The organism is Rhizocola hellebori (assembly GCF_016862955.1).
GTDB classification, from domain to species: Bacteria; Actinomycetota; Actinomycetes; order Mycobacteriales; family Micromonosporaceae; genus Rhizocola; species Rhizocola hellebori.
On record NZ_BONY01000070.1, the window covers coordinates 18,965 to 32,952 of the forward strand.

A 13,988-nucleotide genomic window follows, 5' to 3' on the forward strand; every position below is an offset into this window, starting at 1 on the left:
CGGAAGACAGCATGCCATCCTGCTGAGATCCTTGGCAGCCCCGGACTACTCCGACAATGGCAACTCGACGCGGAAGGTCGCGCCGCCACCGGAAGTTTGGGCTATGGAAACGGTGCCACCGTGCGCGGTCACAATCCCGGCCACAATGGACAGTCCCAGGCCAGCGCCGGTAGCAGGCGATCTCTCGTGATCCCTGACCCGCGCCGGATCGATCCGGTAGAAGCGCTCGAAGATTCGTTTCACATGCTCGGGCGGAATTCCGACACCGTGGTCGACCACCTCCAGCAGCACTTTGCCTGCGTCGACGCCCACCCGGACGGTGATCGGCGTCCCGGAAGCGGTGTGCGTCAAGGCATTCGTGACCAGGTTCGTGACCACCTGGTGCAACCGGTCCTCATCACCCATGACGATGGGCTCCTCGTCGCCCACCAGCTCCAGATCGATCGGGTGACCTTCGATGGCTTCCGCCACTATGGGTACCAGATCCACCCGTTCTGAGCGCAATAGCCGTTCCTCGTCGAGCCGGGCCAGCAGCAGCAGGTCTTCCACGAGCACCCCCATCCGGGTGGCCTCGCTCTCGATCCGGGCCACCAGCGCGGCGACCTCGGCCGGCTCGGTCACCGCCCCCTGCCGGTAGAGCTCGGCCAGCCCGCGGATGCCGGTGACCGGGGTGCGCAGCTCGTGCGAGGCGTCGCCGACGAAGCGCCGCAGGCGCGACACCGAGCCTTCGATCTCGGCGAGCATCGTGTTCAGGGTCGATGACAGGCGGCCCATCTCGGTGCCGGGGGCGGCCAGTTCCGGTACCCGGCGAGAGAGATCCCCACCGGCGATGATCTCCTCGGCGGTCTGCTCGACCTCGGTCAGCGGCCGTAGACCCACCCGCACCATGGCCACGCCGAGCAGGGCGGACAGGCTCAGCACGGTCATCATCACGGCCAGCTCGATGACCACGAACTGTCCCATGGTCCGCGCGGTCTCGGTGAAGTCGTAGCTGATGACCAGGGAACCTTGGCCGTCCGGGCGTTCGGTGATGAGCACCCGGAACCCGGCATCGTGGTAGTCGCCCGCATTTCGGGCGTGAAACGGTTTGCCGGCAAGCTTTTTGACGGTCGCCTCATCCAGCGTCGGGAGTTTCGGCGCGCCCTCCTGACCCGGCCCGGAGATGCTGTATTCCAAGACGCCGCTGGGATCGCGCCATTGCACGACGTAGCCATCGAGCACCGACAGCACCCGGGCCCGCCCGCTGGCGTCTATCACCTGCTGCAGCGGCGCATCGACCAGCTCCTGCTGCGCGATGCGAAGCTGCTCGTCGACGCGATCGGTGAGGTAGTTGCCCAGCAGCTTGACGCTGGCCACCCCGGCGCAGGTGAATCCGGCCGCCACGAGCGTGAGCACGCCTGCCAGCAGGCGTGCCCGAAGCGACCAGCGACGGGGAGCTTTCATACCCGGGGCAGGCGCAGGGAGTAGCCGAACCCGCGCAGGGTGTGGATCAGCGGCGGGTCGACCACATCGACCTTGCGCCGCAGCATGGAGATGTAGGACTCGACGATCCGCGCGTCGCCCCCGAAGTCGTAGCGCCACACGTGGTCGAGGATCTGCGCCTTGCTCACCACGCGCTCGGCATTGACCAGCAGGTAATGCAGCAGCTTGTACTCGGTGGGGCTCAGCTTGATCAGTTTGTCGCCACGCACCACGTCGTGGGTTTCCTCGTCCATCTCCAGATCGGCGAAGCGCAGCGCAGCCCGGTCGGTGGCGGAAAGCGGTGCGTAGGTGCGCCGCAGCACGGCTTTGATCCGGGCCACCACCTCTTCGAGGCTGAACGGTTTGGTGACGTAATCGTCGCCACCCACGGTCAATCCGGTGATCTTGTCTTGAACGCCGTCGCGCGCGGTGAGGAAGAGCACGGGAAGGTGGCGGCCGTCGGCGCGCAGCCGCCGCACCACCTCGAAGCCGTCGTAGTCGGGCAGCATCACGTCGAGCACCAGCAGCTCGGGCTTGAAGTCGGCGGCAACCTTCAGCGCTTCGGCCCCGGAGGCCGCCGTGCGCACCTCGAACCCGACAAAGCGCAGGCTCGCCGATAACAGGGACACGATGGTCGGCTCGTCATCAACCACAAGCAATCGCTGCTGCACGGCGCAAGTGTGCCCGCAGATCACCGCGCCGCAAAGATCTTGTGGGGAACTTTCAGGTTTGATTCAGCAAACGTGAGCAAATTACTGGTTGGGTATCCGGGTGTCGTTCCTCACCAGGCTCAGCCTCGCCAATCGCGGCCTCGTCGCGCTGATCACCATAGCCATCTTCGGTTTTGGCCTGTCGGCCGTTCCGCAGCTGCGCCAGCAGTTGCTGCCCGACATCCAGTTCCCGTCGGTCTCGGTGATCGCCGCCTATCCGGGAGCTACCCCTGAGCTTGTCGAGCAGCAGGTCGCCGTCCCGATCGAGCAGGCGGTCAGCGGCATCGACGGGGTGACGATGGTGACCTCGGCCTCCCGCACCGGCTCGGCCACCGTCTGGGTCAATTTCGACTACGGCGCCGACATCAAGGCCATCTCGGCCAACGTCGAACAGGCGCTCAGCCGCGTCCAGAACCGGCTGCCCGCCAACGTCGACCCGACCGTGCTGGCCGGAACCACCGACGACATCCCGGTCATCGTGCTGGCCGCCACCGGCGCCGACGAGGAAACGTTGCGGGACAAGGTTTTGCCGACCATCGGCCAGATCGACGGCGTTCGCGAGGCCACGCTCAGCGGCGCTCGCGCCAAGCAGGTCGTCATCACCGTGAACCAGGCCGAGCTGGCCCGGCGCGGCCTGACCGCACAGTCGATCATCACGGCGCTGACCGCCAACGGCGTGTCCACCGCGGGCGGGACGATCACCGAAGGCAACCTCTCCTACTCGGTCGCGGTCGGCGGCCGCTTCAACAACCTCGACCAGCTCCGCGATCTCTACCTCACGTCTTCTGCGACCGGCGGAGGCGCAACCGGCGGAGGCGCCGCACCGGCCCCGAGTGCGAGCCCGCGACCCGGCGCCGCCTCCACGCCGACACAGCTCAAGGATGTTGCCAGGGTCGAGCCCGCCCAGGCCGACATCACCAGCATCACCCGCACCAACGGCAAGCCGAGCCTGGGCATCGCGGTCACCGCGGTTCCCGGCGCGAACGCGGTCGAGATCTCGCACAAGGTCTCCGACCAGCTGTCCACTTTGGAGCAGGCCACCGGCGCCGAGCTTGAGGTGATCTTCGACCAGGCGCCCCAGGTGGAGAAGGCCATCGGCAGCCTCACCACGGAAGGCATGCTGGGCCTCAGCTTCGCCGTGCTGGTGATCCTGGTGTTCCTGCTTTCCGTGCGGTCCACGCTCGTCACCGCGGTCTCGATCCCGGTCAGCGTGGTCATTGCCCTGATCGCGCTCTGGTCGGCCGACTACTCGCTGAACATGCTGACGCTGGGCGGGCTGACGATCGCCATCGGCCGCGTGGTCGACGACTCCATCGTGGTGCTCGAAAACATCAAGCGGCATCTCGCCGGAGGCGAGGCGAAACGCGACGCGATTGGAAACGCCGTCAAAGAGGTCGCGGGCGCGGTGACCGCCTCGACCCTGACCACGGTCGCGGTCTTCCTGCCCATCGCGCTCGTGGGTGGGCTGGTGGGTCAGTTCTTCGGCCCGTTCGGCCTCACCGTCACCGCCGCGCTGCTGGCCTCGCTGATCGTCTCGCTGACCATCGTGCCGGTGCTCGCCTTCTGGTTCCTCAAGCCGCCCAAGACCGCCAAGCCCGCCGAGTCGGAAGCCAACGGCCGCCTGCAACGGGCCTACGTTCCCGTGCTCGGCTGGGCGCTGCGCCACCGGTTGGTAACGCTTCTGGTCGCGGGTGGAATCATTGCGGGGACAGGGGTTCTGGCCACCACCATCGAGACGAGCTTCATCGGCGGCTCGGGCACCACGCTGCAGATGACGATGCAGATGCCCAACGGCACCAGCCTGGCCGTCACCGATGAGGCCGCCAAGGACATCGAGCGGATCCTCGCCGGCCAGCCGGACATCGCGCGCTATCAGGTGACGGTCGGTGGAGGCGGCGGCGGGATCTTCGGCCAGGGCGGCTCTTCGAGCAACCGAGCCAGTTTCCGCATCACCTCACGCGACGACACCGACCAGCAGAAGGTCATCGGCGATCTGCGCGAAGCGACCAAGGGGCTCGACGGCGAAATCGTCGTGGGCGCGGCCGGTGGCGGGGCCTTCGGCTCCTCCGACCTCGCGGTGGAGATCGAGGCGGCCGATGAGAAGACCCTGCGCGAAGCCACCGAACAGGTCCGCGTGGCGATGGCGAGCTTGGCTGACGTCACCGATGTGAAGACCGACCTCGCCGCGAACACCCCGCAGGTGCAGATCACGCTCGACCGCGCGGCCGCCGCGAAGCTCGGCATGACCGACGCTTCGGTGGGGCAATTGATAAACCAGGCTTTTCGGGGTACCCAGATAAGCCGCATCGTGCTCGATGGAGTTGAGCAGCCGGTGGTGATGCGTGCCGCAGCCGCGCCGTCGGATGTGGCCGCGCTGAAGGCCCTGCCGGTCGCTCCCGGCGTGAAGCTGGACGACATCGCCGACATCAACACCGTCGAAGGCCCGGGTCAGATCAATCGCGTGGATCAGGCCCGCACCGCCACGGTCAGCGCCACGCCGACAGCCGAAGGCCTCAGCGCCGTCAGCGCCGCGCTGGAGGCCAAGCTCAAGGAGCTCAAGCTTCCCGCGGGCGCGACCTATTCGGTCGGTGGGGTGACCCAGGAGCAGCAGGACGCCTTCGGCGACCTGTTCCTCGCCATGCTCGTGGCCATCGCGCTGGTCTTCATCGTGATGATCGGCACCTTCCGCAGCGTTGCCCAGCCGCTCATCCTGCTGATTTCGATCCCGTTCGCGGCCACCGGCGCGCTCGGGCTGCTGGCCATCACCGGCGAGCCGCTCGGCCTGCCCGCGATGATCGGGCTGCTGATGCTCATCGGCATCGTCGTCACGAACGCCATCGTGCTGCTCGATCTGATCAATCAGTACCGGGCTTCCGGAGTCAACGTGCGTGAGGCCATCGTCGAAGGCGGCCGGCGCCGGCTTCGCCCGATCCTGATGACCGCGGTGGCGACCATCTTCGCGCTGCTGCCGATGTCGCTCGGCTTCACCGAATCCAGCGCGTTCATCTCGCAGCCGCTAGCGGTGGTGGTGATCGGCGGCCTCATCACCTCCACCCTGCTCACCCTGGTCCTGGTTCCGGTCCTCTACTCACTGATCGAAGGCGCCAAGGCCCGGCTCGCGCGAAAACGCAGATCGCCGGCGGTGCAATCCTGACGATCTTTGACGGCCGCATTGCACCGCCTCCTCGAGGCGATCTGCCGCGCGTTGCTTCGCACGCGCCTAGTGGCAGAGCCGCCTCTACCTGCGAGACTGGCGTTCGTGTCTTATGTCGTCGCCATAGATCAAGGGACCACCTCGTCGCGCTGCTTCGTCTTCGACTCCGCCGGCGCGATCGTCGCTTTCGACCAGCGCGAGCACCGGCAGATCTTTCCCCGGCCGGGATGGGTCGAGCACGACGCCAACGAGATCTGGCACAACGTGCGCGCGGTGGTGACCGCCGCCCTGGACAAGGCGGGCAACCCGGCGGTGAGCGCGGTCGGCATCACCAACCAGCGTGAGACCACCATGCTCTGGGACTCGGTGACCAGTGAGCCGATCGGCAACGCGATCGTCTGGCAGGACACCCGAACGGCTTCCGTGCTCGCCGACTACGGCGACATCGACACCTTCCGGGAAGCCACCGGCCTGCCCCTGGCCACCTACTTCTCCGCGCCCAAGCTGCGCTGGCTGCTCGACCACCACCGGCACACCTCGGTCATGGCCGGCACCATGGACAGCTGGCTCATCTACAAGCTCACCGGCCGGCATGCCACCGACGTCACCAACGCCAGCCGCACCATGCTGATGAATCTGTCCACGTTGGACTGGGACCCGTCGCTGCTGTCCGCCTTCGGCATAGACCGCGCGATCCTGCCCTCGATCGTCCCCTCCTCCGGGCCGATCGCCGAAATCACCACCGGCCCGCTGCGCGGCGTGCCCATCGCCGGGGTCCTCGGCGATCAGCAGGCCGCCCTCATGGGGCAGGCCTGCTTCGACGTCGGTGAAGCCAAATGCACCTACGGCACGGGCGCTTTCCTGCTCCTCAACACGGGCACGTCGCCCGTAGCCTCACGGCGCGGTCTGGTCACGACGGTCGGCTATCAGCTGGCCGGCCAGCCCGCCGTCTACGCCCTCGAGGGCTCGGTCGCCGTCGCAGGAGCCCTGGTGCAATGGCTGCGCGACAACCTCGGCATCATCTCGACCGCGGCGCAGGTCAACGAACTGGCCGCGGCCGTGCCCGACAACGGCGGATGCACCATCGTGCCAGCCTTCTCCGGGCTGTTCGCTCCCTATTGGAGACCCGACGCACGCGGTGTCATCAGCGGCCTGACCGGCTATGTCACCAAGGCCCACCTGGCTCGCGCGGCCCTGGAAGCCACCGCTCACCAGGTGCGCGACGTCGCTTCGGTGATGGCACAGGAGTCCGGCGTCGCCATGGAAACCCTCAACGTGGACGGCGGGATGACCGCGAGCGAGCTGCTCCTGCAGATCCAGGCCGACGTACTCGGGGTGGAGGTGGTGCGCCCCACCATCACCGAAACCACCGTCCTGGGCGCCGCCTACGCCGCTGGCCTGGCCACCGGGGTCTGGCCCGACCTGCCCACGCTGCGCGCCCACTGGAAAGCCGACCGCCGCTGGCAACCGTCCACAGACGACACCGCACGCGAAACGGCGGCCGCCCAATGGGCCGCCGCCGTCCAGAAAACCTTGCCCTAACCATAAATGGCGGGTGGCGACGACAGTGACCAACCCCCGGAGGTCACCGCCGCCGCCACCCTTTGGGGAGGAGGCACAGGTCGTGTGCGCTTACCGCTTAAGACGCTTCCGCCAGCGTTACGGTTGCGGTCATCTTCTCACCGTTTCGGTTGAACTCCACCGTCACTCGATCACCCACATTGCCCGATTGGACGGCTGAGACCAGGTCATCGCTGTCGTTGACGACTCGGTCGCCAAACTTGGTGATGACGTCGCCCTCCTTGAGTCCGGCAGCGGCTGCCGGGCTGTTGGGGCTGATCGTGCCGATCTTCGCCCCGCCGGTGTCGTTGGGGGTCACCGAGACGCCGAGGAAGGGATGGCTTACCTTCTGGCCCTTGATGAGCTGCTCGGCGACCTGCTTGGCCTTGTTGCTCGGGATGGCGAAGCCGACACCGATGTTGCCTTCACCGCCGCCGCTGGTCGCGATCGCGGTGTTGATCCCGATGACGTCACCGGCCATGTTGACCAGTGCCCCACCGGAGTTGCCGGGGTTGATCGGCGCGTCTGTCTGCAGTAGACCGGACAGCGAGCCGGCGCGGCTCTGGCCCACGCCGATGGTGCGGTCCTTCGCGCTGATGATGCCGCTGGTCACCGAGCCTTGCAGACCGAGCGGGCTGCCGATGGCGAGCACGGTGTCACCCACCGCGACTCTATTGCTGTCACCGAGCGTCGCCGCCTTCAGCCCTGTCGCGTCGGCCTTGACGACCGCGAGATCGGTCTTGGGATCCGTCCCCACGATCGTGGCCTTGACCTTCTTGCCATCCGAGAGCGTGACCGAGACCGTGCTGCCGCTTGCCGACTCCACCACGTGGTTGTTGGTGAGGATGTAACCGTCAGCGGTGAGGATCACCCCGGATCCCTCGCCAGAGCTGGTGGCGATGTTCACCACACTGGGCTGGGTTTCCTCGGCCACCCCGGCGAGCGAGTCGCGGTTGACCACCGGGGCGGCGTCGGTCGACACCGGCAGGGAGAACCCGCCGTTGTTGTCATGGAACGCGGTGGCGACCACCGCGCCGGTGACGCCGGAGCAGAGCGCGAGCATCACCGCGGCCGCGCCGCCGATGACCACCTTGACCGCGGTCGGCATCCGCTTGGGTCCGGTGCTGGCCGGCGGGGTCCAGACGGGAGGACCGCTCGGTGGGACCGGCGGGTAGCCGCCGGTCGCGTAAACCGGCTGCTGCCAAGCGGTTTGCTCGGCAGGACCGGCCGTGACCGGGGTCGCCGAGACCGGCGTCTGCCAAACCGGTGCTGCCGCGGCGGCGGCCGCAGCTTCCCGCGAAAAGGGGGGATGAGCCGCGCTGGCTGCGGCCGCCGCCGAGGAAGCGCCGGCGTCTTGTGTTCCGGCGGTCTCTACTGATGGGAGTGGCGCCGGGGTGCCGGCCTCTACTAAAGGGGTTGGTGTGTGCGAGGCCGGCGCTGGGGTGCCGGCCCCTGATGAGGGGGGTGGCGTAGGAGGCGTGTGCGAGGCCGGCGCTGGGGTGCCGGCCGTGGGGGCGTAGTAAGCGCCGTCCCCCTCGTGTGGTTGCTGGGACTGGCTCCCTGGCCTATCGATCTCGCTCATGTCTATTAGTCTTCCCTCTGCGGCTTGCTTCAATCTGGGTTTGGTCTGTAACTCTGCTGAGAATCACTACGATTCGATCGAATCTGGATGAAGAGGCAGGCGCACTCGGAAGGTCGCTCCCTCCCCCGGTTTGCTGTCCACCTCGACCTTGCCTTCGTGGGCGGCGACCAGCGCGGCGACGATGGCCAGGCCGAGGCCGGTGCTCACGTGACCGTCGGCATGTCTGGTACGCGCCGGGTCACCCCGATAGAAGCGTTCGAAGACCCGCTCGGCCTGCTCGGCATCCAGACCGTGACCGTGATCGATGACTTCGATGATGGCCTGCGCCCCCTCCTGCGCAAGCCTGAGCTCTATCGGTGTTCCGTCCGGCGTGTGGGCCACCGCGTTGGCCATGAGGTTGTTGAGAACCTGACGGAGCCGGCCGTCGTCGCCTTGCACCACAAGGTCTCCCGAGCCGGGCGCCACCACCAGATCGATCTTCCGGTCGGGCGCCATGACCTGGGTTCCCTGTACCGCTTCCATCGCGAGCACCCGCAACTCTACCGGGCCGGGACGAAGCGGACGTTCTTCGTCCATCCGTGCGAGCAAGAGGAGGTCTTCGACCAGGAGTCCCATTCGGCGCGCCTCATCTTCGATCCGCTTCACCAGTGAGGCCGTCTCCTCGGGCGTACGTACCGCGCCCTGGCGGTAAAGCTCGGCGAAGCCACGGATCGTGGTGAGCGGCGTGCGCAGCTCGTGTGAGGCGTCGGCGACGAACTGGCGCATCTTCTCCTCGGACCGGCGGGCACGCGCCTCCGACACCTGCGCGGCTTCGGCCGCGTCGCGGGCCACCACCTCGGCCGACCGCGCGGCGGCTTCCGAGGCGGCCTGGGCGGTGAAGGCTTGCTCGATCTGGGTCAGCATGCTGTTGAGGGAACGGGCCAACGATCCCACTTCGGTCTGGGCTTCCGCCTCGCCTTCCTCGGGGTCGGGCACGCGGCGGGTCAGGTCACCACCGGCGATCGAGCCGGCCGTCTTCTCGATTGTCGTGAGTGGACGGAGACTGCGCCGAACTAGCTCTGTGCCAAGGGTTGCGGCGAGGATCAGCACGGCCAGCCCGCCGTAGACGGTGGTCAGAAAGACGCGGTTCTTCACACCCTCCACATCGGACAGACTCTTCGCCACCACGAAGACCGGGCCGGTCTGGCCCTGGCGGCTCACCGCCACGCGCCACTTGTGCGTCCCATCCTTGGCGTTCACGGTCATGTGATCGCCGATCCGGCCGGCCAGCTCGGACGGGGCCGGCTGCAGCGTCGGCTCGTATTCCTCTTTGACGTTGGTGGACTTGATGGGCACCCACTTCCCGTCCCGTCTCGGTATCAGCACCACGAACTCGCTCGGCAGCACCAATGGCTCGCTGTTGTCCGCCGCCTGCAACAGATCCGGCAGGGTGACCTGTAGCTGGGCCGCGGCGACTTCCAGGTCCGCGTCGACCTTTCCGGTGAGGTAGGTGCTCATGGCAAGGTTGCTCGCCAGCCCGATCAGCACGATGGCGAAGGTGAGCAGAAGCAGCACCAGCGCTACCAGCTTGACGCGTAGGGGCTGGTGGGCAAGTTTCATGAGACTGGCTTGCGCAGCACGTAACCGACGCCACGCAAGGTCTGGATCAGTCGCGGTTGGACATTGTCCACCTTGCGCCGCAGGTAAGAGATGTAGGACTCAACGATGTTGTCATCGCCGCGGAAGTCGTAATTCCAGACGTGGTCAAGGATTTGGGCCTTGCTGAGCACCCGGTTCGGGTTGTGCATCAGGTAACGCAAAAGCTTGAACTCGGTCGGCGAGAGCTGGATGAGGTGACCGCCCCGGTGCACCTCATGCGTTTCCTCGTCGAGCTCGAGGTCGGCGAAGGCAAGCTTGGGCGCACCCGCGTCCCCGGTGGTGCGGCGCAGCACGGCCCGGATGCGGGCGGTCAGTTCCTCAAGACTGAACGGTTTAGTGACATAGTCGTCGCCGCCCAGGGTGAGCCCACGGATCTTGTCATCTGTGCCGTCGCGGGCGGTCAGAAAGACCACCGGCACCCGATCACCGTCGGCGCGCAACCGCTTGATCACCTCAAAGCCGTCGACATCGGGCAGCATGACGTCGAGCACCACGAGGTCGGGTCGCTCATCGAGGGCGGCGTGAAGCGCGGCGCTGCCGTTGGTGGCCGATCTGACGTCAAACCCGGCGAAGCGCAAGCTCGCCGACAAAAGTTCCAAAATGTTTGGGTCGTCCTCGACCACGAGCAGACTCGCCTCAGCCATGGATCCATCTAACAACGGTCGGCTACCGGTTCGCTGAGGCTTAGCTGCATGCTTCCTGAGAGCCATTGGCCTGCGGCTACACCCGAAAGTTGTAAACGTCACACATTTTGTGTGGCCAGGGCCACATGCCCCTGCCTAGGTTAGGTCAATGCTTTCCCCCGGAGCACATCGTCGTCGCAAGCGTGCCCACGGGCGCCACCGAGTCCGTAAAAGATCGGCGGTCCGCTTACCCAGGCTTCTCATAGCCGCAAGCCTGCTCGGAACGGCCGCCGTCTTCGGCACCACCGCGCTGGCCCCCCAGGTCGATCCCGGGGTCAACAAGGATCTGAGCCTGGAGTTCGATGATCGGGCCTTCGCCGAGGACGAGCTCAGCCGCTCAAGCGAGCGGTCGCCAGCCCCCTCCAGCCCCAGCCCCTCGGCCATCCCCAGCCCGACTGTGAAGGCAATGCCGGCACCGGTGGCCGGGCTCAGCGCGGTTCAAATGAACAATGCCGCGATCATCGTCGAGGTCGCCCGTGCGATGAGCCTGCCACGCGAAGCAATGATCATCGGCGTCGCCACCGCGATGCAGGAAAGCGACCTGCACAACAACGCCAGCGAGGCCGTGCCGGAGTCGCTCAAGTACCCCCACGAGGGCACCAGCGTCGATCACGATTCGATCGGCGTTTTCCAGCAACGGCCCAGCTCAGGTTGGGGAACGGTGGCCAACCTGATGCGCCCGGCCTATCAGGCCGAGAAGTTCTTCGGCAAGCTCATCAAGCTCGACTGGGAAAGCATGTCTCTCACCGAGGCTGCGCAGGCTGTTCAGGTCTCCGCCTATCCCGGTGCCTACGCCAAGCACGAGTCACGCGCGACGACCGTGGTGGACGCGCTGCTGTAGCCGGGACGCACGTTTCGGGGAAAGCCGGGTGGCCAGCTCTTTGCGGTTGGTCGCCACCACCCGCTGCGCCTCGTCCACGAGCACCGTGACGCTCAGGCCGCGCAGCCGCAGCACCCGCCACAGCGAGGCCAACAGCGTCTCGTCAGCCACAAAAGCCGCTTTCTGGGTACTGAATAAAAGCGTGAACCGCTGCACCGGAGCACCCGCGTCGAGGGCTGCCTGAAGGAACGCCGGCCGCCAGCGCGCCGGATGCGCGCCGCAGGTGGTGGTCCCTTCCGGGAAGACCTGGATGGTGTCGCCCTTGCGCAGCGCGTCGGCCACCTCGGCCACGGTCACCGGAAGCATCCGGGGCCGCGACCGATCCACAAAGATCGAGCCCGACGCGCGTGCCAGCCGCCCGATCACCGGCCACGCGCCCACCTCGGTCTTGGCCACCATCCGCAACCGCGGCCGGTTGTCGGCGGCGGCGCGGCCCGCCACGCCGCCATCGGCCAAAGCGGCCCTCTGGCCGGCGGCCCCCTGGCCGACGCCAGACGGGCCGACAGCGGGTGGGCGCATGACGGTCGGGGCGATGGCCATCATGACGACGATGTCCAGCCAGGACACGTGGTTGCCGGTGAGCAGAGCGCCCGGCCGCAGCGCCGCGCCGGCGACGCTCCACCGGACACCTATCGCCTTCAGCAAACCCCGCGCCACCCTGCTCGCGGCTCGGGGGCGAAACAGCGCGGTGAGCAGGACGCCCGCCGCCGCCACGGCACGCAGAGCCGCCTTGAGGGACGACACCCGCGCCGCCGGGGCAAGCAGACAGTCAGCGCCGCACGGGCAGGGCGGACGCCATAGGTCGGTCATTTCTGCAGGAAGTGCTGCAGGTAGCGGGGGTTGATCCGGTCGAGGCCGAGCAGCACGTAGAAGTCGGCACAGCCGAAAGCTGGGTCGTATGCGGGTTCGCCGCAGACCCAGGCGCCCAGTCTCAGGTACCCGCGAAGAAGCGAAGGAACATCGGAAAGCGCTCCAGCCTTCTCCGGCGTCGGCGCGACCCACGGCAGGTGCGGCTTCACGCGCAGCGGCAGCGGCGACAAGTGCTTGCGGGACACCAGGTCCCAGACGGCGGCTGCCTGGGCGCCGCCGTCCGCGAGCGGAACCGAGGCACAGCCGCCGAGCCACCGGTAGCCGAAACGCTCCAGATATTTGGCTATCCCGGCCCACATCAGGTTGATGACCGCGCCGGTGCGGTGATCGGGGTGCACGCAGCTGCGCCCCGCCTCGACCAGCTGGTCGCGCAGCACGGTCAGCGGGCCGAGGTCGAACTCACCGTCGCCGTAGCGCCGGCCGAGCCAGATAGCGCGCTGCGGAGAGAGCAGGCGGTAGGTGCCGACCACCTCTCCGGTGCGGTCCTCGCGAACAATCAGGTGCTCGCAGTAGGCGTCGAAGTCATCGACATCGATTCCGGACTCGTCTAGTTGGGCACCGAGCTCCTCCGCGAAAACGCGATAGCGCAGGCGCTGCGCGGCTTCGACGAGGTGGGCGTCGCCAGCGATCAGCGCGGAGTAGCCGGTAGGGGCCTTGGTCAGCAACATCGTGCTCATGGCGCGAGGGTGACGGTCGCAGTTGACATCAACGTGAAATGCTTTACCCGTGCAGCCCAACAACAGCCCTCTGATGGTCGACGCCCGCCATAACGGGCCCCCAGGCACCGGTAACGGCGGCTGGACGGCGGGTCTGATCGGCGCTTTCATAACAGAAGGTGTCCCGGAGGTGACGTTGCAGAAGCCGCCGCCCCTCGAGACGCCGCTGACCGTGATCTATACGCCGGAGGGGTTGCGGGTGCTTGATCCCTCGGAAGTGGTGATCGCCACCGCCCGAAGTCGTGAAGACGACATTTCACCCGTTGCGGCCGCCACCCTGGCCGAGGCGGAACAGGCATCGAGCAACTACGCGGGCCACGGCAGCCATCACTTTCCCACCTGTTTCGTGTGCGGACCGCAGCGACCCGATGGCCTGGGCATCTTCCCTGGCAAGCTCCCCGACGGCCGGACTGCCTCGCCCTTCGAGGTCCCCAGCGACATCGATGCCGTCATGGTGTGGGCGGTGCTGGACTGCCCCGGCGGCTGGTCCGTCATCGAAGGCGACCGTCCCTGGGTTCTGGGACGCTTCGCGGTCGCCATCGACCACCTCCCCAAGCCGGGTGAGCGGTGTGTCGTGGTGGGCCAGGCGCTCTCCCGTGAAGGCAGAAAAGCACTGGTCAGGACCACTCTCTACACGCCCGATGCGCGCGTTGCGGCGCGCGGCGAAGCGACCTGGATAGCCCTGACTGTGTGATAGATCACTGCGACACATGGCGTAGCCTTTACAGCGGTTT

General features: G+C 67.1%; 10 protein-coding genes and 1 pseudogene. 4 read left to right on the forward strand and 7 right to left on the reverse strand.

What is annotated here, in order from left to right:
- Positions 1 to 45: 45 nt before the first annotated feature.
- Complete coding sequence (locus Rhe02_RS37695) at positions 46 to 1,443, reverse strand: sensor histidine kinase (RefSeq protein WP_203913264.1); 1,398 nt, start codon at positions 1,441 to 1,443, stop codon at positions 46 to 48.
- Positions 1,440 to 2,132, reverse strand: coding sequence for a response regulator transcription factor (locus Rhe02_RS37700; protein WP_239124311.1), 693 nt, complete (start codon positions 2,130 to 2,132; stop codon positions 1,440 to 1,442). The genes Rhe02_RS37695 and Rhe02_RS37700 overlap by 4 nt, the downstream gene beginning before the upstream one ends.
- 100 nt (positions 2,133 to 2,232) lie before the next feature.
- Between Rhe02_RS37700 and Rhe02_RS37705 the strand changes: the two genes are divergently transcribed.
- The gene (locus tag Rhe02_RS37705; RefSeq protein ID WP_203913266.1) at positions 2,233 to 5,325 is read left to right on the forward strand and encodes an efflux RND transporter permease subunit; all 3,093 of its coding nucleotides are present in this window, start codon (positions 2,233 to 2,235) and stop codon (positions 5,323 to 5,325) included.
- 105 nt (positions 5,326 to 5,430) lie between these two features.
- Entirely contained in the window at positions 5,431 to 6,867 is a 1,437-nt protein-coding gene (glpK, locus tag Rhe02_RS37710) for a glycerol kinase GlpK (RefSeq protein ID WP_203913267.1), read from the forward strand.
- 97 nt (positions 6,868 to 6,964) lie between these two features.
- Here the strand turns inward: glpK and Rhe02_RS37715 are convergent.
- From Rhe02_RS37715 to Rhe02_RS37725, 3 genes and pseudogenes are all read right to left on the reverse strand, one after another.
- Positions 6,965 to 8,095 (reverse strand): annotated as a pseudogene (locus Rhe02_RS37715) (S1C family serine protease); the annotation flags it as partial.
- A gap of 438 nt (positions 8,096 to 8,533) precedes the next feature.
- Positions 8,534 to 10,066, reverse strand: coding sequence for a sensor histidine kinase (locus Rhe02_RS37720; RefSeq protein ID WP_203913269.1), 1,533 nt, complete (start codon positions 10,064 to 10,066; stop codon positions 8,534 to 8,536).
- Positions 10,063 to 10,749, reverse strand: a complete 687-nt coding sequence (locus tag Rhe02_RS37725; protein ID WP_203913270.1) for a response regulator transcription factor — start codon at positions 10,747 to 10,749, stop codon at positions 10,063 to 10,065. The genes Rhe02_RS37720 and Rhe02_RS37725 overlap by 4 nt, the downstream gene beginning before the upstream one ends.
- Positions 10,750 to 10,897: 148 nt before the next feature.
- On the opposite strand from Rhe02_RS37725, the gene Rhe02_RS37730 reads away from it, so the two are divergent.
- On the forward strand, positions 10,898 to 11,629 hold the full coding sequence (locus Rhe02_RS37730) for a hypothetical protein (protein WP_203913271.1): 732 nt from the start codon (positions 10,898 to 10,900) through the stop codon (positions 11,627 to 11,629).
- Here the strand turns inward: Rhe02_RS37730 and Rhe02_RS37735 are convergent.
- Positions 11,594 to 12,478 (reverse strand): lysophospholipid acyltransferase family protein, encoded by an 885-nt coding sequence (locus tag Rhe02_RS37735; RefSeq protein WP_203913272.1) that lies wholly within the window; start codon positions 12,476 to 12,478, stop codon positions 11,594 to 11,596. The genes Rhe02_RS37730 and Rhe02_RS37735 overlap by 36 nt on opposite strands.
- A complete protein-coding gene (locus Rhe02_RS37740; protein ID WP_203913273.1) occupies positions 12,475 to 13,215 on the reverse strand; it encodes a GNAT family N-acetyltransferase in 741 nt (246 codons plus the stop codon). The genes Rhe02_RS37735 and Rhe02_RS37740 overlap by 4 nt, the downstream gene beginning before the upstream one ends.
- Positions 13,216 to 13,285: 70 nt before the next feature.
- Here Rhe02_RS37740 and Rhe02_RS37745 point away from each other — a divergent pair, with 70 nt between their 5' ends.
- A complete protein-coding gene (locus tag Rhe02_RS37745) occupies positions 13,286 to 13,948 on the forward strand; it encodes a hotdog fold domain-containing protein (protein ID WP_203913288.1) in 663 nt (220 codons plus the stop codon).
- Positions 13,949 to 13,988: the final 40 nt, after the last annotated feature.

What these genes read in the sequence shown, in the direction of transcription:
- Rhe02_RS37695 (WP_203913264.1), bottom strand. Translation starts at nt 1,443, where the DNA reads ATGAAAGCTCCCCGTCGCTGGTCGCTTCGGGCACGCCTGCTGGCAGGC.
- Rhe02_RS37720 (WP_203913269.1), bottom strand. Translation starts at nt 10,066, where the DNA reads ATGAAACTTGCCCACCAGCCCCTACGCGTCAAGCTGGTAGCGCTGGTG.
- Rhe02_RS37725 (WP_203913270.1), bottom strand. Translation starts at nt 10,749, where the DNA reads ATGGCTGAGGCGAGTCTGCTCGTGGTCGAGGACGACCCAAACATTTTG.
- Rhe02_RS37730 (WP_203913271.1), top strand. Translation starts at nt 10,898, where the DNA reads ATGCTTTCCCCCGGAGCACATCGTCGTCGCAAGCGTGCCCACGGGCGC.
- Rhe02_RS37735 (WP_203913272.1), bottom strand. Translation starts at nt 12,478, where the DNA reads ATGACCGACCTATGGCGTCCGCCCTGCCCGTGCGGCGCTGACTGTCTG.
- Rhe02_RS37740 (WP_203913273.1), bottom strand. Translation starts at nt 13,215, where the DNA reads ATGAGCACGATGTTGCTGACCAAGGCCCCTACCGGCTACTCCGCGCTG.